The organism is Pseudomonadota bacterium (genome assembly GCA_039196715.1).
Lineage (GTDB): Bacteria > Pseudomonadota > Gammaproteobacteria > CALCKW01 > CALCKW01 > CALCKW01.
In genome coordinates this window covers 1-25,734 of sequence record JBCCUP010000018.1, presented here as the reverse complement: position 1 = coordinate 25,734, position 25,734 = coordinate 1, and the positions used below count along the sequence as shown (strand labels likewise).

The window sequence follows — 25,734 nt, the reverse complement described above, 5'->3', positions numbered from 1 at the left end:
GCGTGGCCACGTTGCCGGTCCGCGGAGCGCCTCACCGAACCCGACCGGATAACCGGCACCAGTCGCCGTCGCCCACCACGTCGATGTCGTCCAGTACGGCTGCGTAGTGGGCCTTGAGGCCTTCGACCTGCTCGGTCAACACGCCACTCAACACCACCTTGCCGCCCGGTACGACCCGCGCCACCAGGCTGTCACGCAACGCCAGGAGCGGACCGTGCAGTATGTTGGCGAGCAGGACGTCGGCCTGCCAGTCCGGCCCCTCGTCAGGCAGCGACACATCCAGTATCTCTGCCACCGCGTTGAGGGTCGCATTCTCACGGGTGGCAATCAACGCCTGCGGGTCGATGTCAGTCGCCCACACCCGCGCGGCGCCGAGCTTCAGCGCAGCGACGGCCAACACCCCGGAGCCGCAGCCGAAGTCGATGACCGACAATCCGCGCGGCGACGCGGCCGCAAGGTGCCGCAGGCACAACGCGGTGGTCGGGTGCGTGCCGCTGCCGAACGCGAGCCCTGGATCGAGCCGGACGTTGACGGCATCGGGTTCGGGTGCGTCTGCGTGGCTGGGCACGATCCAGAGCGCACCGCCGAAGTGCATGGGCTGGAAATGCGCCATCCACGCACGTTCCCAGGCTTCGTCGGCCAGGCGCTCGAGCTGCGCACCGTCAACCGGGCGGCCGAGCGCTGCGCCGATCTCGACGGCAAGCACGTCGGCGGTCGCATCACCGGCGTAGAGCCCGACCAGCACAACGTGCTCCCAGAGGGGCGTCTCGCCGGGGGCGGGCTCGAGGATAGGTTGATCTGCGGCATCGAGCAGCGTGACCGACAGCGCGCCGGAGGCAAACAACGCCGACTCGAGGGCATCGACCTCGTCGGCCGATGCCAGCACCCGGTACTGCCACCAGCCCGATGCAGGTTCGGTCACCGCATCGGCCTCGACGGCGTCACTCACTCCTCTGCCTTGAGCAGCGTGTTCTCGAGGTAGTGGATGTCCACGCCACCGGCCTGAAAGCCCGGGTCGTCGAAGATGTCGAGCTGCAACGGGATGTTGGTCTTGATGCCATCGATGTGGATTTCACTGAGCGCGCCGCGCATCCGCGCCATTGCCCGCTCGCGGTCGTTGCCGTGCACGATCAGTTTGCCGATCATCGAATCGTAGTGCGGCGGCACACGGTACCCGTTGTAGATGTGTGTCTCCATGCGCACGCCGAGCCCACCGGGCGCGTGGTACTGCTGGATAACGCCGGGTGAGGGCATGAAGGTCCGCGGGTCCTCGGCATTGACGCGGCATTCGAAGGCGTGCCCACGAAGCTCGACATCGGATTGCCTGTAACGCAGCGCCTCGCCCGACGCGATGCTGATCTGCTGGCGGATGATGTCGATGCCCGTGACCATCTCGGTGACCGGGTGCTCGACCTGGACCCGTGTGTTCATCTCGATGAAATAGAACTCGCCGTCCTGGTAGAGGAACTCGAACGTGCCCGCGCCGCGGTACCCGAGGCGCACACAGGCGTCGACGCACAGCTGCCCGATGCGGGCGCGTTGTTCCTCGGTGATGCCGGGTGCGGGCGCCTCCTCGACCACTTTCTGGTGGCGACGCTGCATCGAGCAGTCGCGTTCGCCGAGGTGAATGGCGTTGCCGTGCGTGTCGGAGAGCACCTGAAATTCCACGTGCCGGGGTGCACCCAGGAATTTCTCCATGTACACCACGTCGTTGTTGAAGGCCGCCGCAGCCTCGGCACGCGTGAGGCTGATCGACTCGATCAGCTCGTCGGCAGACTGCACCACCCGCATGCCCCGGCCACCGCCGCCGCCCGAGGCCTTGATCAGCACCGGGTAGCCGATCTCCTCGGCGATGCGCAGGTTGGCGTCAGGGTCGTCGTCGAGCGGGCCGCCGGAGCCCGGCACACAGGGTACGCCAACCTCCTGCATCGCCTTGATCGCCGCGACCTTGTCGCCCATGGTGCGGATGAGTTGCGCGGTCGGCCCAATGAACGTGAAGCCACTCGATTCGACGCGCTCGGCAAAATCCGCGTTCTCGGACAGGAAGCCGTACCCCGGGTGAATCGCGTCGCTGTTGGTGACTTCCGCCGCGGCGATGATCGCGGGCACGTTGAGGTAGCTCTTGGCCGACGGCGGCGGGCCGATGCACACGGCCTCATCGGCGAGGCGCACGTGTTTCAGATCGCGGTCGGCTGTGGAGTACACCGCCACCGTGCTGATGTCCAGGTCGCGGCAGCAGCGCATGATGCGCAGTGCGATTTCGCCGCGGTTGGCGATCAGGACTTTCTTGATCATGGGGTGCCTCGATCAGGGTTCGATCACGAAAAGGGGCTGATCAAACTCGACCGGTTCACCGTCGTCAACGAGGACCGCCTGCACCGTGCCGCTGATCTCCGACTCGATCGGGTTCATGATCTTCATCGCCTCGATGATGCAGAGCGTGTCACCCTTGGACACGGTCTTGCCGACCTCGACAAACGCAGGGGTGCCGGGCGCGGAGGAGCGGTAGAAGGTACCGACCATGATCGACTTGACGATTTCGCCGGCGGGTGTGGCGCCGGACACGGCCGCCGGCGCAGCTGCCGCGGCGACAGGCGGCGCTGCAGCCGGTGCGGCGGCGGGGGGCGCGGCGGCGACGGGCGCCTGCAACACCGGCGCGGGCACGCTCTGGGCCACGATCGGCGCCGGGTGGCCGCAGGTGATGCGCACGGATTCCTCGCCCTCGCGAATCTCGATCTCGTGGATGTCCGATTCCTCGAGCAATTCGATGAGCTTTTTGACTTTTCTGATATCCATGGACAAACCTGTTTGGGGGTTGGCGCGGGACGGCGCTCGGCGCCTGGGACCTGCAACCCGACGGGGCCCCGCGCCCCGTTCGGTCGTGCCCCTGAGTATATCAAGTCGAGCCGCAAGATCGCGGCTCATTACCAACATTTAGGTTCAGTTCGGACCGATTTCAAGCCTGATTAACGCAGGTTCCGAACGCACTGAGGAGGTGCACAGGATGGCAACACAGACCGAGACACCGTCGCCCGATGCGGTATTGGCGTTCTGGTTCGGCGAGCTCGACGGCGAGGACGTCGCCGACGACGGCAAGCGCGACATGTGGTTCAACGGCTCGGACGCGCTCGACAACACGATCCGAGAGCGCTTTCTCGGCGCCTACGAGGCCGCGCTCGGCGGGCGTCTTGGCGGCTGGCGGGAAACCGCGCGTGGCGCCCTCGCACTGGTCGTGGTGCTCGATCAGTTCCCGCTGAACATGTTTCGACGGACAGCGCGGGCGTTCGAGTCCGAGCACGCTGCCGTCGACGCCTGCCAGGCAGCCGTGGCCGCCGGGCTCGACCGCGAGTTGGTGATGGTGGAACGCACCTTCCTGTACATGCCGCTCATGCACGCCGAAGACCTCGCGCTGCAAGACGCCTCGGTCGACCACTACGCCGCCCTCGCGGCCGACGCGCCAAGCGGCCTCCGCGAGCGCGCCGAGCGCACGCTCGACTTCGCCCGCAACCACCGCGACATCGTTGCCCGATTCGGCCGCTTTCCCCACCGAAACGCGGTGTTGAACCGTGAAAACACCGCTGCGGAATCCGAGTACCTCGCGGCGGGGCCGGCGAGCTATGGCCAATGACCCCATGCCGTATCCAGAACCCCCCTGCTCGCGCTAAACTGGGGGATTGCGTGACGAGATCGGCCCTTGGGCCCCGCGCACCGCGGCGTCCCACGAGGCCCTGACGGAACCCCCATGACGACAGTACACACCCAGTCCAGCTACACCAAAGACGAACTGGTCGCGTGCGGCCACGGCCAGCTGTTCGGTCCGGGCAATGCCCAGTTGCCGAAAGACAACATGCTGATGATCGACCGCATCACGCACATCAGCGCCGACGACGGTGCGCACGGCAAGGGCAGCATCGTAGCCGAGCTCGACATCACACCCGACCTGTGGTTTTTCGACTGCCACTTCCAGAACGACCCGGTCATGCCAGGCTGCCTGGGGCTCGACGCCATGTGGCAGCTGGTGGGCTTCTTCCTCGGGTGGAAAGGCAACCCCGGCCGGGGCCGCGCACTCGGTGCGGGCGAAGTCAAATTCACCGGTCAGGTGCTGCCTCACGTCAAACAGGTGGTGTACCGCCTGGACCTCAAGCGCGTGATCGAGCGCAAGTTGGTGATGGGTATTGCCGACGCGACGCTTGAAGCCGACGGTGAGACCATCTACACGGCGAAGGACCTGCGCGTCGGCCTGTTCAAGCCGTCGGACCTCTGAGACCAACCTCCGCGACCTGCACACCCCCTCCACGCACACGGGAGCCCCTATGAAACGCGCCGTCATCACAGGCATGGGCATTGTGTCGAGCCTCGGCACCACTGTCGACCAGGTAGCAGACGCCTTGCGCACCGGCCGGTCAGGCATCCGCGCCAAGGCGGACTACACCGAACTCGGCATGCGCTCCCAGGTGGCCGGACAACCCGACATCGACCTCAGCGAACACATCGATCGCAAGACCCTGCGTTTCATGGGCGACGCGGCGGCCTACGCGTATATCAGCATGCAACAGGCCATTGAAAGCGCAGGCCTGGATCCAGCCAAGCTGGCTGACCCGCGCATCGGTATCATTGCCGGGTCCGGCGGTGCGTCCTCGTCCAGCCAGGTCGAGGCAGCGGACATCCTGCGCGCCAAGGGCATTCGACGTGTTGGCCCCTACCGGGTCACGCAGGCGATGGGCAGCACGGTGTCGGCCTGCCTCGCCACGCCCTTCAAGATCAAGGGCGTCAACTACTCCATCTCCTCAGCCTGCTCGACCAGCGCCCACTGCATCGGCAACGCGGTCGAGCAGATTCAACTCGGCAAGCAGGACATCGTGTTTGCCGGTGGCGGCGAAGAAGAGCACTGGAGCATGAGCTGCCTGTTCGATGCGATGGGTGCCATGTCGAGCAAATACAACGATGACCCGACGCGGGCGTCGCGCGCTTACGACGTCGACCGCGACGGCTTTGTGATCGCCGGCGGCGGCGGGATGTTGGTGGTTGAGGAGCGCGAGCACGCCCTGGCTCGCGGCGCCCGCATTCTGGCCGAGGTGGTCGGCTACGGCGCGACGTCTGACGGCCACGACATGGTGGCCCCGTCCGGCGAAGGGGCCGAGCGCTGCATGCAGCAAGCGATTGCAACCGTGGACGGACAGGTCGACTACATCAACGCACACGGGACCAGCACACCCGCGGGCGACATACCGGAACTCGAAGCGGTGCGACGCGTCTTCGGCGACAGCATGCCGCACATCAGCTCGACAAAGTCCCTCAGCGGCCACTCGCTTGGCGCAACCGGGGTGCAGGAAGCCATCTACTGCCTGCTCATGCTGGCGGGCGATTTCGTCGCCGCCTCGGCAAACATCGAGAACCTCGACCCGGCAGCAGAAGGCTACCCGATCGTGCGCAAGCGAATCGACAACGTCCAGCTCAACCGCGTGATGTCCAACAGCTTCGGCTTTGGCGGCACCAACGCAAGCCTGGTGCTGCAACGACACAGCTAAACCCGCGTTTATGTCTGTAGCGACAGTGCGGCCGCGAGCGCGGCGGCCGCGCACGCGTTGTGCTTGATCAGCGCAATGTTGGCGGCAAGGCTGTCACCCCCGGTGCTCTCGGCCACATGCTTCAACAGAAACGGCGTGATGGCAGGGCCGGTGACACCCGCCGCAGAACACGCGGCGAGTGCCGCGGTCACGGCTGTCTCAACCACCGCTTCCGGCAACGACAGCGCATCGGGAATGGGGTTGCCCACCACGACACCGCTGTCGAGACCCAGCGACCATTGCACCGCCAACACGCCGGCGAGGTCCTCGACGGTATCGAACCGCTGGTCGACCGCAAACCCGCTGCGCGACGTGTAGAAGGCCGGAAAGTCATCGCAGCCAAAACCGTACACCGGCACGCCGCGCGTTTCGAGGTATTGCAAGGTCCGCCCGATATCGAGAATCGACTTGGCACCGGCACAGACCACCGCAACCGGCGTGCGCGCCAGTTCTTCGAGGTCGGCCGAGATGTCGCCGGTGTCCTGCACATCGCGGTGAACCCCGCCGAGGCCGCCGGTCGCGAACACGCGGATGCCAGCTTGGTGCGCGCACCACATGGTGGCGGCAACGGTGGTGGCGCCGTCGCGACGTGACGCGAGCACGCGCGCGATGTCGCGCCGGCTGACTTTCTGCACCGCGTCGGCACGCCCGAAACGCTCGAGTTGGTCGGCTGACATTCCGATGGCAACGGCACCGTCGACCAGTGCAACCGTGGCCGGTACAGCACCGTTGTCGCGCACACTCTGCTCGACTGCCCTTGCCGTGTCGACATTCTGCGGCCATGGCATCCCGTGCGAAATGATGGTCGACTCCAACGCCACCACCGGTTGACCGTGCCGAATCGCTTCGTCGACCTCCGGTTGTATGCGTAAATACTGAGTCATGGATTACAACTCCTGCTCCTCGGTTGTGTCACACGCTTGCCGTTGGACCCACTGCACAGGGTAACGCTCGACGCTGCCCAGGGTGCGTCGTCCACAAACACAGTAGACTCCTCCGGCGCTTCTCGCTTTCGACGACACCCGCCCTCGCCATGCACCGTGCCCCCTCCACTGCGTTTTCACTCACCCGCCGCGGCCTGCTGACCGCGGCCGCAGGCGCGGTGGTGAGCTCGCGGCTTCCGGCTGCCGACGCACCGCGCACGCTCGCGTTGTTCGGCATGCACACGCGCGAGTACCTCGACGTTGAATATTATCGCGACGGACGCTACCTGCCGGAGGCCCTGCGCCAGATTGACCATGCGCTCAGGGACCACCGGGAGAACGCCACCACCGCCATGGACGTGCAGTTGCTGGACCTGCTGTACACCCTGCGCGTGTCGTTGAACACCCGAGCGCCCTACCGGTTCATATCCGGCTACCGCACTGAAAAAACCAACGACGCGTTGCGGGCTGCGGGTCGGGGCGTGGCCAAGCACAGTTTCCACACGGTCGGCCGCGCCATCGACATCCTGCCACCCGAGGTGCCACTGGCGGACCTCGTGTTCAGCGCACAGCTGGCCGGCATTGGCGGGGTCGGACAGTACACACGGCGCGGCTTCGTGCACCTCGACACCGGGCCGGTCCGACACTGGGTGCGCTAGCCGCACGCCGCATGGCAGTCGCACCCGACGAGGTGGTCGTTGACCATGCCGACCGCCTGCATGAAGGCGTAGCAGGTCGTCGGCCCGACGAAGCGGAAGCCCCGTTTCTTCAAGGCCTTGCTCATGCGCTCGGACGCCGGTGTCACGGCCGGGACCTCGGCCATCGACGCGAAAGCATTGCGGTGCGGTACGCCGTCGACGAACCGCCAGATCCAGGTGGGGAAATCGCCTTCATCCGCCTCGAGCGCCAGGAGCGCACGGGCGTTGCCAATGATCGCCTCGACCTTGCCCCGGTGACGGATGATGCCCGCATCGGTCAGCAACCGTTCCACGTCGGTGTCACCAAAGCGCGCGACGCGTTCGGGTTCGAATCCGGCGAACACCGTGCGGTAGTGTGCCCGTTTGCGCAACACCGTGATCCACGACAGGCCTGCCTGCTGCCCCTCGAGGTTGAGGCATTCGAACAAGGCCACGCGGTCGAACAGAGGCCGCCCCCACTCGGTGTCGTGGTAGTCCACGTAGAGGGGGTCGTCTCCGCACCAGTCACACCGCATCACCGTCACCTGTGTCTCGTGAGCCTCGGCCCGAAAAGGTACCATGCGCACGCATGACGCCGCGCTCCACCCACACCGACCTGATCCTGCTCGCTCCCATGGAGGGTGTGATGGATTGGCGTATGCGCGACCTGGTCACCGGCTACGGCGGCTACGACCTCTGCGTGTCGGAGTTCATCCGCGTGGTCGACCAGCTGCTGCCGCGGCGCACCTACGAGCGGCTGTGCCCGGAACTGACCCGCGGCAGCAGGACCGGTGCAGGCACGCCGATGCGCGTGCAGTTGCTCGGGCAGTCCCCGGAGCACATGGCCGAAAACGCGGCGCGAGCCGTGGCCATGGGGTCGCCCGGTATCGACCTCAATTTCGGCTGCCCGGCCAAGACCGTCAACCGCCACAAGGGCGGCGCGGCCCTGCTTGCGACGCCGCACCTGATCCACGACATCGTCAGTGCCGTGCGCGCGCGGCTCGGCCCCGATGTGCCGGTCACGGCCAAGATGCGCCTCGGCTGTGAGGACGCCGCCCTTGCGATCGACAACGCTCAGGCCATTGAGACTGCAGGCGCCGCCTGGTTGGTGGTGCACGGGCGCACGCGGGCGCAAGGCTACCGGCCGCCCGTCGACTGGGAGGCGATCGGCCGGGTGGCCGACGCCGTGTCGCTGCGCGTGATCGCCAACGGCGACATCAACAACCCGGAGGACTACCACCGCGTGCGTGACGTCAGCGGGTGCCGCGACGTGATGGTCGGCCGCGGCGTTCTGGCCACACCGAACCTCGCCTGCGTGTTGCGCGGTGACAGCGCCCCCCTGCCCTGGTCAGACATCGTCGAGGCCCTGCTGCACTACGCCAGCTACCCACAAAGCAAGGCGGCCGACCACTACCTCACCGGTCGACTGAAGCAGTGGCTGAAGAACCTTGTGCCACACTACCCCGAGGCCGACGCCCTCTTCACGCGCATCCGCCAACAGCGGGCGGCCACACCGGTCCTGCAGTGTATTCAAGAGAGCCGCGCACGCACGGCCGACGTCGATCAAACCGTCAGCTTTTCGCGCGCCAACTTGTCGTAATAGGGCATCGCCTCATCGCACACCCGCTGCAGCGCGTCGGGCAGGCGCTCGTCGACCGGCGGCCGAGGCGCGCCGAACCCCGTGGTTTGCCAGACCGACCCGTACCAGTGTGGCGCCCAGGCGCCATCCGACGCGCGCGCCCCCGAAGGCCAACTGAGCATGCGCTCGCTGAACGCGAGGCCCCAGCGCGTGCACATCCGCTCAAGGTAGGCGCGCGGTTCGATCAGGAAGTCATCCGAATCGACCACCAGCGGCGCTGTGCCGAGGCGGTCACGCACCGCACAGAACAGCTCCCACTGTTGCACGACGCCGATGTCGGCCAGCGCGACCTGTTCCCGCTTGGCGACGTAGGACCGCAGCACGCGCGCCGGGTGCCGGAGCAGGAAACCGTGTTCAAGCGCCACCATCCAGTCGGTGCCAAAGTCGCGCAGCATGTGGTGGGTCATGTGTTTCTGGTAGCAGACGCCGCCGTCAGCAGGCGCTGAGGCACACCGGGCAGCCACCCGCCGCCAGTCGGTTTCACCCGCGGCCATGACCGCGTCCCGCATCGGGTGATCCAGACCGGTGTGCCACAGGTAGGCGGCGTAAAACGGCTCGTCCCAGACCGTGGTGTCGGGACGGTTCTCGAAGGCACGCATCATCGCCGTCGAGAGATTGCGCGGACCGGACCACATGGCAATGTTGATGGCAGCCATATTTTTCAATGTGTTATGTGAATCATGCATCCGTCCGCCACTGATCTGGGCCACGCACTTGATACGCCGCACCGCTTGGCCGATACCCCTCAGTGAAGGCACGGATCTTCGCCACAGCGAGACTGTGCCACAGTCAGTACGCAGCCGAGACAGGAAACGGGACACGCCATGCGTTTCAATCCACTGCGGTCCGCCAAGCCGCCTCCACCCGCACCGGTCAACGGCCTGCTGCTGACCGGCGGTGGTGCGCGCAACGCCTACCAGGTCGGGGTGCTTCGGGCGATCGCCGAGATGAACACGGCGCAACGTCACAGCCCGTTTCAGGTGATCAGCGGCACCTCCGCCGGCGCCATCAACGCCGGGGTGCTCGGCGCGCGGGCGAGCCACTTCGCCGCGGCCGTCGAGGAGCTGGAACGGGTCTGGAGCCGGTTGCACATTCAGCAGATCTACCGCAGTGACAACGTCGCCACCTTGCGCAGTGCCGCCAGCATGGTGTGGCAGCTGGCGCGCGCGCGGAGCGTCGACGAGCAGCCCCACGCCATCCTTGACAACAGCCCGCTGCGCGACTTGTTGAACCGCCGTATCAACGTGCAACGCATTGCCCGCAACCTCAACGCCGGCCACTTGCGGGCGCTGGCGATCAACACCACGTCATACACCACCGGTCACTCGGTCACGCATTTCATGGGTGCGCCCGATATCCCGGACTGGACCTTCTCCAAGCGCGAGGGACGCCGGGTCGAGCTGTCGGTCGAACACCTGATGGCGTCGAGTGCCATTCCGTTGGTGTTCCCCGCGGCCCGCCTCGGCAACGACTACCACGGCGACGGTGCCATGCGGCAGGGCTCGCCGCTGAGCCCGGCAATCAAGCTCGGCGCCAATCGGCTGCTGGTGATCAACGGGTCGAACCCGAAGAACGAGGTTGATCGCCCAACCGACACCCAACAGCCCTACCCGTCACTCGGCAAGATCGGCGCGTACCTGTTCGAATCCCTGTTCCTTGAGAACATCGAGGCCGACATCGCCCGACTCGAGCACTACAACGCGCTGTTGGCGCAGTTTCCCGGCCACACGCTCGAAATCGAGGACCGTACCATCCAGCCGATCGAGTGCCTGGTGATTTCACCGAGTGAAGACGTGCGCGAAATCGTCGGTCGGCACATGGGGTCCTTCCCCAAGTCGATGAACGTGGTGCTGCGCGTGCTCGGGGCACACAAGGCCGAAGGCAGGCAGATCAGCAGCTACCTGCTGTTCGAGGCGCCGTTCTGCCGCGAGCTGATCGAGCTGGGGTACGCCGACGCGATGGCAAAACGCGACGCGATCTGTGCGTTGCTGGCGCTTGGGGACGCGCCGTCAGACGCCCGATCTGCCTGACGGCACGCCTCAGCAGAGCGCTGCAGCGAGTTCCGTGCCCTGCTTGATGGCCCGCTTTGCATCGAGCTCACCGGCTTCGAGAGCGCCCCCAATGGTGTGGACGCGGTCCGACCCAAGCTCGGCCGCCAGTGCATCGGCAAGCGCCCGGTTGGGTTTCTGGCCGGCGCAGACCACCACCGTGTCCACCTCGAGCAACCGGGCCTCGTCGTTGACCGTGATATGCAAGCCGTCGTCGTCGATGCGATCGTAGTGGACCCCGGCAAACATCTTCACGCCGTGTTGCTTGAGGTTGCTGCGGTGGATCCAGCCGGTGGTCTTGCCCAACCCCTTGCCGACCGCGGTCTGTTTGCGTTGCAGCAGCGTGATGTCACGGCGCGGCGCGTGCGGTGCCGGGGCTTTCACACCGCCGCGCGAATTCAGTGTTCTGTCGATGCCCCACTGGTCGAGAAAGCCGTCGACCGACTGCGGTTCGAGCGCACCGGGACCCGCCCCGAGCAGGAACTCGGCCGTGTCGAAGCCGATGCCGCCAGCGCCGATGATCGCGACGCGGTCGCCCACGGGTTTGTGGTCGCGCAACACATCGAGGTATCCCAGCACGCTGGCGTGATCGATGCCCGGGATCGGCGGTGAACGCGGCACGATGCCAGTGGCCACCACGACGTGATCGAAGCCGTCGGCGAGCTCGGACACCGACACGGCCGCCCCCAGGCGGACGGTGACACCGGTGTCCACGAGGCGGGTCTCGAAATAGCGCAAGGTCTCCTGGAACTCTTCTTTCCCCGGAATCTGCTTGGCGATGTTGAACTGACCGCCCACGGCAGCGTGGGCGTCGAACAACGTGACAGCGTGGCCACGCTCGGCGGCAACCGTCGCCGCGGCCAGACCCGCCGGACCGGCGCCAACAACCGCAACCCGCCGCGGCGTCGCGGCAGGTGTCCAGTTCAGCTCGGTCTCGTGGCAGGCGCGCGGGTTCACCAGGCAACTCGCGCGTTGCCGACTGAAGATGTGGTCCAGACACGCCTGGTTGCACGCGATGCAGGTGTTGATCCGGTCCGGACGGCCCATCGCCGCCTTGTTGACGAACGCGGGGTCGGCCAGGAAGGGGCGCGCCATCGACACCATGTCGGCCTCGCCATTAGCAATCAACGCGTTCGCGACCTCAGGTGTGTTGATCCGGTTCGTCGCGATCAACGGCAACGACACCTCGGCTTTCAGCTTGGCGGTGGCAAAGCTGAAGGCCGCGCGGGGCACCCGTGTGGCAATGGTCGGAATCCGCGCTTCGTGCCAGCCGATGCCGCTGTTCAACAGAGACACACCGGCCGTCTCGAGCGCCTTGGCGAGCATGACCACCTCGGCCCAATCGCTGCCGGACTCGATGAGGTCGAGCACACTCAGGCGGAAGATGAGGATGAAATCCGGCCCGACCGCCTGACGCACTCGCCGCACCACTTCGACCGCGAAGCGCGACCGGCGCGTGAAGTCGCCGCCCCAGGCATCGTCTCGCCGATTGACGTGCTCGACCAGGAACTGGTTGATCAAGTAGCCCTCGGAGCCCATGATCTCGACGCCGTCGTAGCCGGCCTCGCGCGCCAGCCGGGCGCAGCGGGCAAAGGCATCGATCTGGCGCTCGATGCCGCGGGCCGATAACGCACGCGGCTTGAAGGGCGTGATCGGCGATTTGACTGCACTGGGCGCGACACTCAACGGGTGGTAACTGTAGCGGCCCGCGTGCAGGATCTGCAGGCAGATCTTGCCGTCGGCCTCGTGAACCGCCTCGGTGACGAGACGGTGGCGCGCCAGCTCGCGCTTGCCCGTCAACTTGCCCGAGAAGGGCGCCAACCACCCGGCGATGTTCGGCGCAATGCCACCTGTCACGATCAGGCCGACGCCGCCGCGTGCGCGTTCAGCGAAGTAGGCGGCGAGTTTGGGGTAGTCCGCTTTTCGGTCTTCGAGCCCCGTGTGCATCGACCCCATGAGGACGCGGTTTTTCAGCGTTGTGTGGCCGAGATCGAGCGGCGCGAGCAGGTCGGGGAAAGGCGTGTCCACACAGACTCCTGGTCCGGAATTCCGCACGTCAGTGTACCGTGTACTCGCTGGCCACAACGGCTATAGTCGACGCACGCCCACCACCCCGACACACCACAGACGTGCAAGCGATCACTCTTCGGGCATTCAGCCTCACGCTGGGTGCACTGCGCCACGGCGACTCGAGCGGGGAGCCGGTGCTGGCCCTGCACGGCTGGATGGATAACGCCGAGAGTTTCACCCCGCTGGCCGCGCACCTCGCGGAATTCGATACCGTGGCGCTCGACCTGCCGGGCCACGGCCACTCGAGCCACTTGCCAGACGGGTGCCACTACCACCTGCTCGACAACGTCGCCTACGTCCTCGCCGCCGCCGATGCACTCGGGTGGCCACGGTTCAACCTGGTAGCGCACTCGCTCGGCGCGTGTATCGCGCCCTTTGTCGCCGCGGTTGCACCGGAGCGCGTCACGCGGTTGATCATGCTCGACGGCATCGGCCCGCCGACCGAAGCGGCCGACGCCCTGCCTGCGCGCCTTCAGCGCAGTGTTGAGCACACGATCGAGAGCCGCCAGCGTTTGACGCGGATCTACGCGCGGGTCGAAGACGCGGTCAGCGCCCGCCTCACGGCCACGAAGATGGCGCGATCGAGTGCCGAGTTGATTGTACGCCGCTCACTCAAGGAGACCGAGGGTGGCTTCACCTGGCGTTTCGATCCCAAGATCCGCCTGCCGTCTCCGAGTTACCTGAGCGAGCCACAGGTGCAAGCGTGTTTCGAGGCCGTGCGCTGCCCCGCCCTGTTGATGCTGGCCGAGGCCGGCGTGCCACATGTGCGCGCTCACGCTGAGGCCCGACTGGGCTGGCTGCAGCGCGGGGTGATGCACCGGCTCGACGGCGATCACCACGTGCACATGGACGACCCCGAGCCGGTCGCCGCTGCGCTGCGCAAGTTCATCTTGCACAGCGCAGCCTGATTCACCGATTTCCCGACCTCAACCGCACTAAGCCAGGCGGTCGAGCAGCGCTCGGTGGCAGACCCACTCGGGCACCGGGCCTACCAGCGGTCGCTGTGCCAGTAGTAGTCCGCGCCGCCGTTGCTCGGCAGCGGGCTCGCACCGGTGCGCAACACGTCGTTCAGGCACACGCGTTGTCCACCGTCGATGCTCGCGGTGCGAACCGTGGTGCACAACTCGGCGAAGCGGGCTGCCGAGCGCGAGAGACCCATTGCGTTGCCGCTGCCTACCCAAGCCGCACCTGAAGCAGCCGGTGCCTCTACGGAGACGTTGTAGAACGCAGTTGACGCTTGCACGTTTCGGAAGGAACCCCAGCGACCAGCGTGTCCAGCAAGCGACGTTGGCACATCAACGATGTGGTTCCGAATCATGTTGACACCGCGAATAGCACCGAAGCGCGACAATTCACCGTCGCCAACGTACAGAACGATGCCTATACCGCTATGGCTGACGCCATAGCCATGTTGTTGGGCCATGTCCGAGATGATGTTGTCACGGATGTCGATGTTACTGACTCCACGCGCTACGCTGATGCCCTGGGTGGAATCCCAGATCATATTGCGCGCGATCTCGACGTGCTTGACCGCACCAAAGTGCACCACGATAGCGGAGCCCGGGTCATTTGAACCTGTCGTCAACGCATCTCTCCCCGAATTCGTCCGGAAGCCCCAAAACCGATTATCAACAACACGGACCGGGTTTGTGGCACTGGTCGACGCTGTTTTGATGTCGATCGCATTCTCCGTCATCCCGCACGGGCCGCTCTGTGTCAGACGCCCAGAGCAGTTGGTGTAGAAATCAGGCGTGGTGTAGATGTCGTTTCCAGCGATCAACGTGCCACTGAAGTCGCCAGGTAAGGGCGCCGCGCTGTCGCGCGAGCCGTCTGTCCGTATCGGTTGTCCTTGGGCGTTGCTCATCGGCGCAACCAATTGAATGCCGTCGACGCAGTTGCGGATTTCGTTGTTCACGATCCGATTATTGACGGCTTTGGCACGAACCCCGTTGGGCGTATCAGCACTGTGCAAGCCGACACAAACAGCCGAGTCATCGACTTGTAGATCGGCAAAAAAGGAATTCTGAACGGTGTTGTTGTCGCTGCCGTGCTTGAATTCAATGCCCTTGTCGGTTTCGCGCACCACAGAGCGGTTCACCACAACACCATCCGAATTCCAGAGTCTGATTGCGTGGGTTTGCAGCCCCGTAAACGTCATGCGGTCGACCAGCCAGTGGTTGGCGTCAGTGAACACCAGAGAGGGCAGAAGCGCTTGGTTGCGCGCGGGCCACTCACGGTAAATGTCGCCGTGCTCACCAAACGCATCACTGTCCAACCGAATCACCCGCGGCTCCGACGCTGTGCCAGACACCCCACGTAAGTTGATCGTGCCTGCCGATCGGTAGTCGCCTGAGGCCAGGCAAAATACTCGGTAGTTGGGATTTCCGAGCAGATGAATGTTGCCCAGCGCCGGGCTGATTCGCACGGCCCCGGCCGAGTTACAGGAGGGCACTACAACAGTCGTGGTGTGATCGACAAACCCGAGACGAGTGCCAGACTGCCCTGAATCGGCTTCGTTTGGATCCGATGGTGCGTCGTTGGACGGTGGCTCGACTGGGACCGTTGATGCGGTTGGAACCGGCGTAAGAACAGGCGGAGGAGGATCACCAGGATCACTTTCGCCTGGGCCAAGGCTCGACCCAGCCAATCGGGTGGTCGATGACATCACCACGAGCTTGTCCAACTCCAGTCCCGACTCGCGCGACACCAAAGTGATGGTGTTTTCTCCGGATTCTAAGAACGCGCGCAGGGCGTCGGGGAGATTACCGTGGTCCCACTCCCAGTCCCCGTTGTAGAAGTACCGACCCCCTCCAGCAGACGGCATTGGGCGTCCGTTAACGTACACCCAAACTGACTTCTCACCGCCATTGCCGGTGCGACCGCGTAGCAAGACACTGTAGCGACCGGGGGTCGTAACGTTGAATTGGAACGATAAAGACGATCCACTTGCACCGCCCCAATATGTCTCGGAGGGCACCATGACAATGCCGCCTGACGCTGTCGCGCTGCTTGCCTGACGCCAAACTGCTCCGGTCACCGTCGCGTGCTCGGCTTCGACCACAAGTAATGCGTCACCATCGACTGGATCGGCCAGAGGCAACTCCGGCACAGGAACGTCAACTACCGGAGGCTCATCCGAAGGGGGATCGACCGCAGGGGGATCAACAGACGGAGGCTCGACGGTGACCAGGCCTGTGCTGCTGCTTTCAGCAGGTCCGAACGTGCTCGCAGCGTACACATCGCGCTCAGGTGCAACGACTACCTTGTCAAATACAAACTGCGCATTGCGCGACACAACACGCAAAGTGTGAACACCAGCCGCAAGGAACACGCGCATACCGTTGGTCAAGTTGCCATGGTCCCATTCCCAGTTCTCCCGAAAGAAGTATCGCCCACCGCCCGCCGAGGGTAGTGGACGGTCGCCCAGGTTAAGCCAGGCAGAAACCTCGCCCGTCACATCAGAACGTCCCCTGAGGTTGACGTGATAACGCCCCGGTTGCGTGATCTGAAAGCGGAAGCTCAACACCGAACCTAGCTCCGGATCCCACTGCGTTTCAGAAACCTGCATGACCATGCCACCAGAGGCGTCTTCACGCGCCATTTGTTGCCAGAGGTCCCCCGTACGCTCGCCGGATTCGGCTTCGATCGAGACAACGCCGTCACTGCTTTGGCTAAACACTGTCTCAGCGACAGCGCCTCCGGATACGCTCAGCAATGGAGCCAGTAACACCAGCAACGCATATCGGCCCCGCGACTCTACCGAATCGGTCATTCTCTTCTCGTCATGTCGTGCCAGGGGAATCGATTTGTTACCGGCTGTTTCAGCGCAATATCCAGATCAACTGGGGCGGAATCGCAGCGAGCCTACGTGGCAAATCGCACGGTAACTGTTACAGCACACTTCCCTGGTGAGAGCGGTACTGCAAGCCGCACAACCGCACCCGTGGAGACGGCGACGGGGCGACGTATCACGAGTCGGCAGGTTGTTCGGGTTGCGGAGTGTACCGAGAGAAGTGTGAAGGAAATCTCATTTCCAACAGGTGTGCTGAGTCACCTCGCTAACAACCGTGGCGATTGTCACCTTTTCGTTACATCAGCACGGCTACGAATGTGACAAGCTGTACACACGAGTCACCGCGAGACGCCGAACACGTATACACGGCTGAGTCAATGGCTGACGCCGGGTGGTCTGCGCATGATGAGGGCAGCGCCTGGAATCGACGCGAGGTTTCAGTGTCAGCGATCGAGGTTGTCAGGGCCGAACGAGTCCGGCAACACAGCGTCCAGCGTGAACACCGCTCGCACGTGCTCCGGGTCGGCGATGGCAATCGGCGTGTCGGGCGAGGCAAACTCGCGGATCTTCTGTCGACAACCGCCGCAGGGTGTCACCAACGCACGACCGCGCCCGACAACCAGCACCGCACGAATCCGGCGGGCGCCGGCGCACACCATGGCAGCGATCGCTCCGGCTTCTGCACAGGTGCCTTCAGGGTAGGCAGCATTCTCGACGTTACAACCCCGGTGAATTTGCCCATGCTCGTCGAGCACGGCCGCGCCCACGTCAAACCGCGAGTACGGGGTGTGGGCATTCGCCATGGCGTCGTTGGCGGCCACGTGCAACGGCGCCCAGTCCACATCACACACTCAACGGTCCTTTGAATAGGGTTGGCCGATCGCCTTGGGCGCGATCGAGCGCCCGAAGAACCCCGCGAGCAGCACCACAGTGAGAACATACGGCAGCGACTGAATCAACTGGACCGGCACTTCACCGACAACCGGCAACGGCACGCCTTGAAGACGGATGGCGACCGCGTCCAGCAACCCGAACAGCAAGCATGCCCCCAGAGCCCTACCCGGACGCCAATTGCCGAACACCATCGCAGCAAGCGCAATGTAACCCTGTCCGGCGCTCATCTCCCGGGTGAAGCCGGCATTCTGTGCGATGGCCAGGTATGTGCCGCCGATGCCGCAGAGCACACCGGCGATGATCACAGCGCGGTAGCGCAACCACGTCACCGAGATGCCGGCGGTGTCGACTGCCTGCGGGTTCTCACCGACAGCACGCAGCCGCAAACCAAAACGCGTGCGGTAAAGCACCCAGGCGGTACCGGCAACCACCGCAAATGACAGGTAGACCAGCACATTGTGGCCGCTGATCACATGCTGATAGACCGGGCCGGCCGCCGGCAGTCCGCCGATCGCGTCAGCGCCCGGCAACGTCACAGGCATGAACCGTTCGTCACTGGCCAGGTTGGGCGTCTGGCCACCCCGGCGAAACCACGCGTGGCCGAGCACAACGGTCAGACCGGACACCAGGATGTTGATTGCCAGACCGCTGACGACCTGATTGCCGCGGTGGGTGATGCACGCAAAACCGTGCAACAGGGACAGGCTGGCCGACACGCATACGGCCGCCAGCAAAGCGACGATGGGCGAGCCGCTGACATGGGCCATGCAGGCCGCAGCAAAGGCCGAGGCCAGCAGCTTGCCCTCCAGGCTGATATCGATGATTCCCGCGCGCTCGGAAAATATGCCAGCCATGGCACAAAATATCAACGGTGTCGAGACCCGGAGCGCGGCATCCAGCGTGTGCAACAGGATGTCGAACATCAGCTGCCCTCCGCGATGATGCGCTTGCCAACCAGTGCGCCGTAGGCACGCGCAACCCAGGGCTCGCTCATGTAGGCGAGCGCGCCGGAGAAGAGGATCACGAGCCCCTGAATGGCGACCACCATCTCGCGCGTGATAGTCGGCATGTCAAAGGCGAGCTCGGCACCGCCCTGGTACAAGGCGCCGAACAACAGGCTCGCCACCACAATCCCGAAGGGGTGGTTGCGCCCCATCAACGCGACGGCAATGCCGGTGAAGCCGTAGCCCGCCGTGAAGTTGAGCAGCAGGCGGTGCTGGGTGCCGAGGATTTCGTTCAGGCCCATGAGACCGGCGAGTGCGCCTGAGAGGCACATGGTCAGGACAACGACCCGTTTGGGGTCGATGCCAGCGTACACCGCGGCCGACTCACCTTGACCCACGCAGCGCAGCGCGTAGCCCCAGCGCGTGTGCCAGATGTACACCCACACACCGACTGCGCACACAAGCGAAATCAACAGGGAGAAATTGACCGGTGAACGGTCCCAGGAGAGTCCGAACCAGGCGGCCATCTCGTGCAGGTAGGGCAAGTGTGTGCTCTCGGCGAACGCCCGCGTCTCAGGCGCCATCTGCCCCTCGCCGATGATGACGCTGACCAGCATGTACCCCAGCAACGCGGCTGCAATGAAATTGAACATGATCGTCGTGATCACGATGTGGCTGCCGCGGTGGGCTTGCAGCCAGCCCGGCACGAACCCCCAAAACGCGCCGAATGCCGCTCCCGCCAACAGGCAAAGTGGGATCAGCACCCACCCGGGCAAACTCGCATCGAGCGAGAGCGCGATCAGTGCCATGCCGAGCCCCCCCACGTAGGCCTGGCCCTCACCGCCGATGTTGAACAGCCCGGCGTGAAACGCGACGGCGACTGCGAGCCCCGTGAAGATGAAATTCGTGGCGTAGAAGAGCGTGTAGCCGATGGCCTCGCCGTAGCCGAACGCGCCGAACACCATCAAGCGGACGGCTTCGACCGGGCTTTCGCCAACCACCCAGATGACCAGGCCGGACACCAACAAGGCAAGGCCCACGTTGACGAGCGGGACCACTCCGACACTCACCCAGCGCGGCAAGGGCACCGCCGGCCGCAGATCACTGGACACGCGCCGGCTCCGGTTCTGCATTGGCCATCATCAACCCCAGGGTTGCCTTGTCCGCTCGCGCGCGATCGGTTTCACCGACAATGCGGCCATCGCACATCACGATGATGCGATCCGCGAGCGCGAGAATTTCATCGAGTTCGACGGAGACCAACAGAATGGCCAGTCCAGCGTCACGCAGCGCCATGAGACGACGGTGGATCAGCGCGATGGCGCCGATGTCGACACCGCGCGTGGGTTGACCCACGAGCAGCAACCTCGGGTCGCTGTCGATCTCGCGCGCCAGCACCAGTTTCTGCTGGTTGCCGCCGGAGAACAGGGAAGCGCGCAGTCCGGGATCGGGTGGCCGCACATCAAAGGCCGACATCAGCCGCGCGCAGTGGTCGGCCGCGCGCCCGCCGTCGAGCAACGCGCCGCGTGCCCAACGCGCGTCGTCGTGGTAGCCCAGGATGCTGTTCTCGGACGCACTGAAGGACTTCACCAAGCCCCGGCGCAGGCGGTCTTCCGGTACGTGGTTGACCCGCACATCGCGAAGCGACTTCGGGTCGATCGGGTGCGTCGCGCTGACGTCGGTCCCGAGGACCGTGAAGCTGCCCGACGCCACGGGTTGGATGCCGGCGAGCACTTCAAGCAGTTCGGACTGTCCGTTGCCGGAGACGCCAGCCACACCCAGGATTTCGCCCGCGCGCAAATCGAAGGACACCGCGTCACACGCCACCACGCCCTGGGCATTGCGGGCAGACAGCTCGCGCACGGCGAGCACCGTGTCTCCGGGCTTCGCCGGTGTGGCGTCAATGTCGAGATCCACCTGCTCGCCGACCATCAACGCGGCGAGCTCACGCTCAGTGGTGTCACGGGTCGGTCGGTGGGCCACCATCTCACCGCCCCGCATCACAGACACCGCGTCTGTGACGTCCATGATTTCGCGCAGCTTGTGGGTGATCAGGATCACGGTCACGCCCTGATCACGCAAGGCGCGCAGAATCGCAAAGAGTTGATCTGCCTCCTGCGGAGTCAACACCCCTGTCGGCTCATCGAGCACCAGAATGCGCGCACCGCGAAACAGCGCCTTGAGGATTTCGGTGCGTTGCTGCTCGCCGACCGGCAACTCACCGACCAGTGCGGTGGGTTTCACGGTCAGGTCGTACTCACGCGAGAGACGTTCTAGCTCGGCGTCGGCCGCCTCGACACTGCTGGCCAACATCGCGCCCTGCTCAGCGCCGAGCATGACGTTTTCCAGCACCGTAAAGGTGTCGACCAACATGAAGTGCTGGTGGACCATCCCGATACCCGCCGAGATGGCGTCGCGCGAGGAGCGGATGGTCGCTACCTCGCCGTCAATGATCACCTCTCCGGCGTCGGCCTGGTAGAAGCCGTAGAGGATGCTCATGAGCGTGGACTTGCCCGCGCCATTCTCGCCGACGATGCCGTGAATGGTGCCCGGCGCTACGCTCAAGTTGACATTGCGGTTGGCGTGCACGGCACCGAACCGCTTTTCAATCCCTCGAAGCTCAATCGCCGGCGGCGCCGTCGAGGGCGCCGCCGCTGCGGTGACTGTCACAATGTGTGATCAGTAGGTGCAGGTGTTGTCCGACATGTAGTCGTGCACGGTGATGTTGCCCGCGATGATCTCGGCCTTGGCCGCTTCAACCGCAGACTTCATCTCGTCGCTGATCAGCGCCGCGTTGTGCTCGTCCAACGCCCAATCGACACCGCCCTCGGCGAGACCCAGCACGTTGAAACCCGGCTTCCAGTCGCCGCTCGCACCGGTTTTCATGGCTTCGTACACGGCCACGTCCACGCGCTTGAGCATGGAGGTCAGCATCACGCCCGGGTGCAGGTAATTCTGGTTCGAATCGACACCGATGGCGTACTTGCCGCCGTCTGCCGCAGCCTGGTAGACGCCGACACCGGTGCCACCGGCCGCTGCGAACACGACGTCCACACCGCGATCGAACTGGCCGCGCGCGAGCTCGGCGCCACGGCTCGGGTTGTTCCACGCGCTCGGATCCGTGCCGGTCATGTTCTGCAGAACGTCAGCATCGCCGTTGACGTGCTTGGCACCCTGCTCGTAGCCGCAGGCAAACCGGCGGATCAGCGGGATGTCCATGCCACCAACGAAGCCAACCTTGCCGCTCTCACTCGCCATGGCAGCGAGCATGCCGACGAGGAACGATCCCTCGTGCTCCTTGAACACGACGGACTGGACGTTCGGCTTGTCAACCACCATGTCGACGATGGTGAACCGGGTGTCAGGAAACTCTTCTGCCACGACTTCCATGGCCGGCGCCTGGGCAAAGCCGATGCCGACGACCGGGTCCGAACCGCGTTGCGCCATGCGGCGCAGGGCCTGCTCGCGCTGTGCCGGGTTGGTCACTTCGAATTCGCGGTAGCTGTCACCGGACTCGGCCTTGTACTTCTCGGCGCCTTCGTAGGCGGCCTGGTTGAACGACTTGTCGAACTTGCCGCCCATGTCGAACACCACCGCCGGGGACGCGTGTGCGACGCCGGCTGCAAGTGCGCTCACCGCAGCAAAAGCAATCAGTTTTTTCATGGATTCCACTCTCTAGATGTCAAAGGGGTCTGAACCCGTGGTCCGCACCACGAGGGCTGCGTCGACGTTTCGGGAACAGTGTATCGCGGGTTCGCGCCCGCCTGCCAGCGCCGATGAGCGCGCCAGAGCCCGGCGCAGAGCGGCACCGACCCCGGTGCTTGTGCACCGGGCACCGCCGTGACCGGCCGGGCTCACGGACCATGCTGCAGCGCAACAGGTACCACCGCCCGAACACGAAAAAGCCCGCACAAGGCGGGCTTCTGATCGGGTGACGCCGCGCAGCGTCAGCCGTTGGCAACCCGACGGGTGTCGCCGCCACCGTTCAATTGATCGAGTGCCCAGCGCCCGAAGTCCACGGCGGGCAGCGGCTTGGCGAACAGATACCCCTGACCGACCTGAGCACCGGTTTGCAGGAGGAACTGATACTGCGGCTCGGTTTCAATGCCCTCGGCCACGACCTTCATGCCAAAGTGGCGCCCGAGGCCAATGATCGCATTGACAATTGCCGCATCGGCGGACTCGGTCTCGAGGTCACGTACGAAAGACTGGTCGATCTTCAGTGTGTGGACCGGGAAGTTCTTCAGGTAGCTGAGTGACGAATAGCCGGTGCCGAAATCATCTATTGCAAGCGTGACGCCCAACCCCTTGAGCTCATCGAGCAGCTTGTTGGCCTCGACCGGGTCGTTCATGATCGCGCTCTCCGTGATCTCCAGCTCGATCGAGGACGGCTCGATGCCGTGCCGCTCGATGGCGCCGGAAATCTTTGCAACCAGGTCGGGGTCCTGAAACTGCAGGGCCGACAGGTTTACCGCGATCTGCAGGCCCGTCAGGCCGACGCGATTCCACTCGGCCACCTGACGGCAGGCCTCGTCCACGATCCAGTCGGACAGCGGAATGATCAGGCCGGTTTCCTCGGCAACCTCGATGAAGCCACCCGGACCAACCAGACCTCGCTCGGGGTGGTTCCAGCGAACCAGCGCTTCGGCGCCCATCGGCTGGCGTGTCTCGAGCGACAGTTTGGGCTGGTAGAACAGCACGAACTCGCGGTTGCTCACGCCGTTCTTGATTTCGTCTTCCAGCTTGATGCGGTTGAGCACCTTGTCGCGAATCTCGTCGGTGAACAGCTGCGTCTGGGCGCGTCCGTTGACCTTGGCCTCGGCCAGGGCGTAGGTAGCGTTGTTCAACAGTTCTTCGGCGTTCTCGGCGTCGCCCGGCAAGGTGGCGACACCCACGGAGGCATTAACGGCAAAACGCACCGCACGGTGCGAGATGGGTTCGGAGATCACCTGGCGTAGTTTGTCGGCCAGTGGCACCACCTCGGCCTGGCGTCTGATTTCACTGACGACAAGGAACTCGTCGCCATCGAGTCGCCCGATGGTGACGTCTTCGTCCAATGCACATTCGAGCCGTTTGGCCACCTCGGCGACCACGAGGTCGCCGGTGTGCTGGTCGAACTGATCATTGAACAGCTTGAAGTTGTCGAGATCGATCAGCATGGCCGCGAGCCGGATGTTCTTCTTTTGGGCCGCGGCGACCAGCTGCTTGAGCTTGCGCTTGCAGTGGACCCGGTTTGGCAGGCCGGTGAGCTGATCGTGGTGGGCGAGATGCTCGAGCGACATCTGTTTCTTTTCCACCTGGGCCTCGACCGCTTCGAGGCTCTGGATCATGTTGTTGTATTCCTGGATCAGCGTGCCGAACTCGTCTCGACCCTCCAGCACGATCAGGTGTTTGTCGCCGTTGATCCGCGCGTTGCGAAGCGACCGGATCACCTCGCGGACCGGTTTGACGACGTAGCGCGTGCTCATCAGCCGAGTCAGGAAAAACCCCAGCAACGCCGCGACGGTCACCACCATGGCCATGCGCTGGATGAAGGTCATGCGTGCGGCAGCGATGCCCTCGCCGTCGATCGACACCGCGATCTGGTAACCGCGGTTGAAGAAGTTGATGCTCCACACCGCCTCGACGTAGTCGCCGTTGAGCACCGGCTCGGGGGTGTTCTCGAGGCTCGCCTGCATGTCCGGCAGCACGCCGAAGCCGTAGATCGAACGGCCGTTGCTGTCGTGGACGTTGGCGCCGACCACGGACGGCACACGCTCCATGATGTCGGGGAACTCGAGTTCATCGGCGGTCTGCAGCATGACCAACAAGGTATCGCGGTAGGCCTTGGCGCGATCGGCCACCTGAGTTTGCTGGTACAACGCCGCCGCTGGCGGCAACAGGGCTCCGCCGAGGCACAATATGAATACGCAACAGGTCAGCGCCAAACGCAGACCCAGGCCGAGCCCGGCCTTGTCCGCTTTGAGCTTCACAGTTTTCGCAAACTTTCCCATATTCGCCTGGGGCCCTGATTGGGTTCATCGATCCATCGGCTGCAGCCATTTCTGCTAGCGGCAGCGGGTCACAATCCCTGATTTCTGGGCTTCTGTAATGCAAAAACCCCCCCAGGCCGAGGCCCGAGGGGGTTTTCTGTTTGGACAGATTGACGGCAGGGCTTACATCATGCCGCCCATGCCACCCATACCGCCCATGCCGTCCATGCCAGGCGCACCGCCCATGGCCGGCTCCTCAGCCTTGGGCGCCTCGGCGACCATGGCCTCGGTGGTGATCATGAGACCACCCACGGAAACGGCGTTCTGCAGTGCCGAACGGGTGACTTTGGTGGGATCGAGGATACCCATTTCCACCAGGTCGCCGTACTCTTCGGTTGCCGCGTTGTAGCCGGTGTTGCCGTCGCTCTCTGCCACTTTGGCGCAGACGACAGAGGGCTCTCCACCGGCATTTGCGACGATCTGGCGGAGCGGCTCTTCCATGGCGCGCAGCGCGATCTGGACACCGACGTTCTGGTCTTCGTTGGCACCCGAGAGGCCAGCGACGGCCGTGCGTGCACGAATAAGCGCGGTGCCGCCGCCAGCGACGATGCCCTCTTCAACCGCAGCGCGGGTCGCGTGCAGCGCGTCGTCGACGCGGTCTTTCTTCTCTTTCATCTCGACTTCGGTCGCAGCACCGACCTTGATCACGGCAACACCACCGGCGAGCTTCGCCACGCGCTCCTGCAGCTTCTCGCGGTCGTAGTCAGACGTCGCCTGATCGATCTGGGCACGGATCTGCTCGACGCGGGCGTCGATCTCGTCCTTTGCACCGGCGCCATCGACGACTGTGGTGTTTTCCTTGTCGACGGTGATGCGCTTGGCCTGGCCGAGGTCTTCGAGGGTGACCTTCTCGAGGGACAGACCGACTTCCTCGGAAATCACCTGGCCGCCGGTCAGGATCGCGATGTCCTGCAGCATGGCTTTGCGGCGGTCACCGAAGCCCGGCGCCTTCACAGCACAGACCTTGACGATACCGCGGATGCTGTTGACCACGAGTGTGGCCAGGGCCTCACCTTCGATGTCCTCGGCGATGATCAGCAGCGGCTTGCCCGCCTTGGAGACCGCTTCGAGGACCGGCACCAGGAGCTTGGCGCTAGAAATCTTCTCTTCGTAGACAAGCACCAAGCAGTTTTCGAGCTCAGCTTCC

22 protein-coding genes are annotated in these 25,734 nt (G+C 64.5%); 7 read left to right on the top strand and 15 right to left on the bottom strand.

Features of this window, described 5'->3' with window-relative positions:
* Positions 1-31: 31 nt before the first annotated feature.
* From prmA to accB, 3 genes are read right to left on the bottom strand one after another with little or no spacing between them, the layout of a single operon-like run.
* Positions 32-949 (bottom strand): 50S ribosomal protein L11 methyltransferase, encoded by a 918-nt coding sequence (gene prmA, locus AAGA11_08675; GenBank protein ID MEM9602924.1) that lies wholly within the window; start codon positions 947-949, stop codon positions 32-34.
* Positions 946-2,295, bottom strand: a complete 1,350-nt coding sequence (gene accC, locus AAGA11_08670) for an acetyl-CoA carboxylase biotin carboxylase subunit (GenBank protein ID MEM9602923.1) — start codon at positions 2,293-2,295, stop codon at positions 946-948. The genes prmA and accC overlap by 4 nt, the downstream gene beginning before the upstream one ends.
* 12 nt (positions 2,296-2,307) lie before the next feature.
* On the bottom strand, positions 2,308-2,796 hold the full coding sequence (gene accB, locus AAGA11_08665; protein MEM9602922.1) for an acetyl-CoA carboxylase biotin carboxyl carrier protein: 489 nt from the start codon (positions 2,794-2,796) through the stop codon (positions 2,308-2,310).
* A gap of 208 nt (positions 2,797-3,004) precedes the next feature.
* On the opposite strand from accB, the gene AAGA11_08660 reads away from it, so the two are divergent.
* The 3 genes from AAGA11_08660 to fabB all read left to right on the top strand — a co-directional run bounded on the left by AAGA11_08660 (position 3,005) and on the right by fabB (position 5,528).
* Positions 3,005-3,628, top strand: coding sequence for a DUF924 family protein (locus tag AAGA11_08660; GenBank protein ID MEM9602921.1), 624 nt, complete (start codon positions 3,005-3,007; stop codon positions 3,626-3,628).
* A 114-nt stretch (positions 3,629-3,742) separates the two neighbouring features.
* Positions 3,743-4,264 carry a 3-hydroxyacyl-[acyl-carrier-protein] dehydratase FabA gene (gene fabA / locus AAGA11_08655; GenBank protein MEM9602920.1) on the top strand — a complete coding sequence of 174 codons (522 nt, stop codon included), beginning with the start codon at positions 3,743-3,745 and terminating at the stop codon, positions 4,262-4,264.
* Between the two features lie 49 nt (positions 4,265-4,313).
* Positions 4,314-5,528 (top strand): beta-ketoacyl-ACP synthase I, encoded by a 1,215-nt coding sequence (gene fabB, locus AAGA11_08650; GenBank protein ID MEM9602919.1) that lies wholly within the window; start codon positions 4,314-4,316, stop codon positions 5,526-5,528.
* 8 nt (positions 5,529-5,536) lie between these two features.
* Here the strand turns inward: fabB and AAGA11_08645 are convergent, their stop codons facing one another.
* Entirely contained in the window at positions 5,537-6,451 is a 915-nt protein-coding gene (locus tag AAGA11_08645; GenBank protein ID MEM9602918.1) for a pseudouridine-5'-phosphate glycosidase, read from the bottom strand.
* A 149-nt stretch (positions 6,452-6,600) separates the two neighbouring features.
* Between AAGA11_08645 and AAGA11_08640 the strand changes: the two genes are divergently transcribed.
* Positions 6,601-7,149, top strand: coding sequence for a DUF882 domain-containing protein (locus tag AAGA11_08640; GenBank protein MEM9602917.1), 549 nt, complete (start codon positions 6,601-6,603; stop codon positions 7,147-7,149).
* Here AAGA11_08640 and AAGA11_08635 read toward each other — a convergent pair.
* Positions 7,146-7,712, bottom strand: a complete 567-nt coding sequence (locus AAGA11_08635) for a DNA-3-methyladenine glycosylase I (protein ID MEM9602916.1) — start codon at positions 7,710-7,712, stop codon at positions 7,146-7,148. The genes AAGA11_08640 and AAGA11_08635 overlap by 4 nt on opposite strands.
* A 44-nt stretch (positions 7,713-7,756) precedes the next feature.
* Between AAGA11_08635 and AAGA11_08630 the strand changes: the two genes are divergently transcribed.
* Positions 7,757-8,767, top strand: coding sequence for a tRNA-dihydrouridine synthase (locus AAGA11_08630; protein ID MEM9602915.1), 1,011 nt, complete (start codon positions 7,757-7,759; stop codon positions 8,765-8,767).
* Here AAGA11_08630 and AAGA11_08625 read toward each other — a convergent pair.
* The gene (locus AAGA11_08625) at positions 8,731-9,462 is read right to left on the bottom strand and encodes an HAD family hydrolase (protein MEM9602914.1); all 732 of its coding nucleotides are present in this window, start codon (positions 9,460-9,462) and stop codon (positions 8,731-8,733) included. The two genes, AAGA11_08630 and AAGA11_08625, sit on opposite strands and share 37 nt — an antisense overlap.
* Before the next feature lie 168 nt (positions 9,463-9,630).
* Between AAGA11_08625 and AAGA11_08620 the strand changes: the two genes are divergently transcribed.
* Positions 9,631-10,836, top strand: coding sequence for a patatin-like phospholipase family protein (locus tag AAGA11_08620; protein MEM9602913.1), 1,206 nt, complete (start codon positions 9,631-9,633; stop codon positions 10,834-10,836).
* 9 nt (positions 10,837-10,845) lie between these two features.
* On the opposite strand, the gene AAGA11_08615 is transcribed toward AAGA11_08620, so the two are convergent.
* Positions 10,846-12,882 carry an NADPH-dependent 2,4-dienoyl-CoA reductase gene (locus tag AAGA11_08615; protein MEM9602912.1) on the bottom strand — a complete coding sequence of 679 codons (2,037 nt, stop codon included), beginning with the start codon at positions 12,880-12,882 and terminating at the stop codon, positions 10,846-10,848.
* 101 nt (positions 12,883-12,983) lie between these two features.
* Here AAGA11_08615 and AAGA11_08610 point away from each other — a divergent pair, with 101 nt between their 5' ends.
* On the top strand, positions 12,984-13,832 hold the full coding sequence (locus AAGA11_08610) for an alpha/beta hydrolase (protein ID MEM9602911.1): 849 nt from the start codon (positions 12,984-12,986) through the stop codon (positions 13,830-13,832).
* Positions 13,833-13,912: 80 nt separating this feature from the next.
* Here AAGA11_08610 and AAGA11_08605 read toward each other — a convergent pair whose 3' ends face one another.
* The 8 genes from AAGA11_08605 to groEL all read right to left on the bottom strand — a co-directional run.
* On the bottom strand, positions 13,913-16,696 hold the full coding sequence (locus tag AAGA11_08605; protein ID MEM9602910.1) for a hypothetical protein: 2,784 nt from the start codon (positions 16,694-16,696) through the stop codon (positions 13,913-13,915).
* 464 nt (positions 16,697-17,160) lie between these two features.
* The gene (locus AAGA11_08600; protein ID MEM9602909.1) at positions 17,161-17,559 is read right to left on the bottom strand and encodes a cytidine deaminase; all 399 of its coding nucleotides are present in this window, start codon (positions 17,557-17,559) and stop codon (positions 17,161-17,163) included.
* 9 nt (positions 17,560-17,568) lie between these two features.
* Positions 17,569-18,534: an ABC transporter permease gene (locus AAGA11_08595; protein MEM9602908.1), complete on the bottom strand. Its 966-nt coding sequence runs from the start codon at positions 18,532-18,534 to the stop codon at positions 17,569-17,571.
* Positions 18,534-19,667, bottom strand: coding sequence for an ABC transporter permease (locus AAGA11_08590; protein MEM9602907.1), 1,134 nt, complete (start codon positions 19,665-19,667; stop codon positions 18,534-18,536). Before AAGA11_08590 ends, AAGA11_08595 begins: the two co-directional genes overlap by 1 nt.
* Entirely contained in the window at positions 19,657-21,225 is a 1,569-nt protein-coding gene (locus AAGA11_08585; GenBank protein MEM9602906.1) for an ABC transporter ATP-binding protein, read from the bottom strand. The genes AAGA11_08590 and AAGA11_08585 overlap by 11 nt, the downstream gene beginning before the upstream one ends.
* Before the next feature lie 9 nt (positions 21,226-21,234).
* Positions 21,235-22,218, bottom strand: coding sequence for a BMP family ABC transporter substrate-binding protein (locus AAGA11_08580; GenBank protein MEM9602905.1), 984 nt, complete (start codon positions 22,216-22,218; stop codon positions 21,235-21,237).
* Positions 22,219-22,502: 284 nt separating this feature from the next.
* Positions 22,503-24,527 (bottom strand): EAL domain-containing protein, encoded by a 2,025-nt coding sequence (locus AAGA11_08575; GenBank protein MEM9602904.1) that lies wholly within the window; start codon positions 24,525-24,527, stop codon positions 22,503-22,505.
* A gap of 183 nt (positions 24,528-24,710) precedes the next feature.
* On the bottom strand, positions 24,711-25,734 hold a 1,024-nt coding region (gene groEL / locus AAGA11_08570; GenBank protein ID MEM9602903.1), incomplete at its 5' end, for a chaperonin GroEL.

Bases quoted from the DNA above. Each gene is read 5' to 3' on its own strand.
- accC (MEM9602923.1), bottom strand. From the start codon at position 2,295: ATGATCAAGAAAGTCCTGATCGCCAACCGCGGCGAAATCGCACTGCGC.
- accB (MEM9602922.1), bottom strand. From the start codon at position 2,796: ATGGATATCAGAAAAGTCAAAAAGCTCATCGAATTGCTCGAGGAATCG.
- AAGA11_08595 (MEM9602908.1), bottom strand. From the start codon at position 18,534: ATGTTCGACATCCTGTTGCACACGCTGGATGCCGCGCTCCGGGTCTCG.
- AAGA11_08605 (MEM9602910.1), bottom strand. From the start codon at position 16,696: ATGACCGATTCGGTAGAGTCGCGGGGCCGATATGCGTTGCTGGTGTTA.
- fabB (MEM9602919.1), top strand. From the start codon at position 4,314: ATGAAACGCGCCGTCATCACAGGCATGGGCATTGTGTCGAGCCTCGGC.
- AAGA11_08580 (MEM9602905.1), bottom strand. From the start codon at position 22,218: ATGAAAAAACTGATTGCTTTTGCTGCGGTGAGCGCACTTGCAGCCGGC.
- AAGA11_08625 (MEM9602914.1), bottom strand. From the start codon at position 9,462: ATGGCTGCCATCAACATTGCCATGTGGTCCGGTCCGCGCAATCTCTCG.
- AAGA11_08660 (MEM9602921.1), top strand. From the start codon at position 3,005: ATGGCAACACAGACCGAGACACCGTCGCCCGATGCGGTATTGGCGTTC.
- AAGA11_08645 (MEM9602918.1), bottom strand. From the start codon at position 6,451: ATGACTCAGTATTTACGCATACAACCGGAGGTCGACGAAGCGATTCGG.
- AAGA11_08640 (MEM9602917.1), top strand. From the start codon at position 6,601: ATGCACCGTGCCCCCTCCACTGCGTTTTCACTCACCCGCCGCGGCCTG.
- AAGA11_08620 (MEM9602913.1), top strand. From the start codon at position 9,631: ATGCGTTTCAATCCACTGCGGTCCGCCAAGCCGCCTCCACCCGCACCG.
- AAGA11_08630 (MEM9602915.1), top strand. From the start codon at position 7,757: ATGACGCCGCGCTCCACCCACACCGACCTGATCCTGCTCGCTCCCATG.
- fabA (MEM9602920.1), top strand. From the start codon at position 3,743: ATGACGACAGTACACACCCAGTCCAGCTACACCAAAGACGAACTGGTC.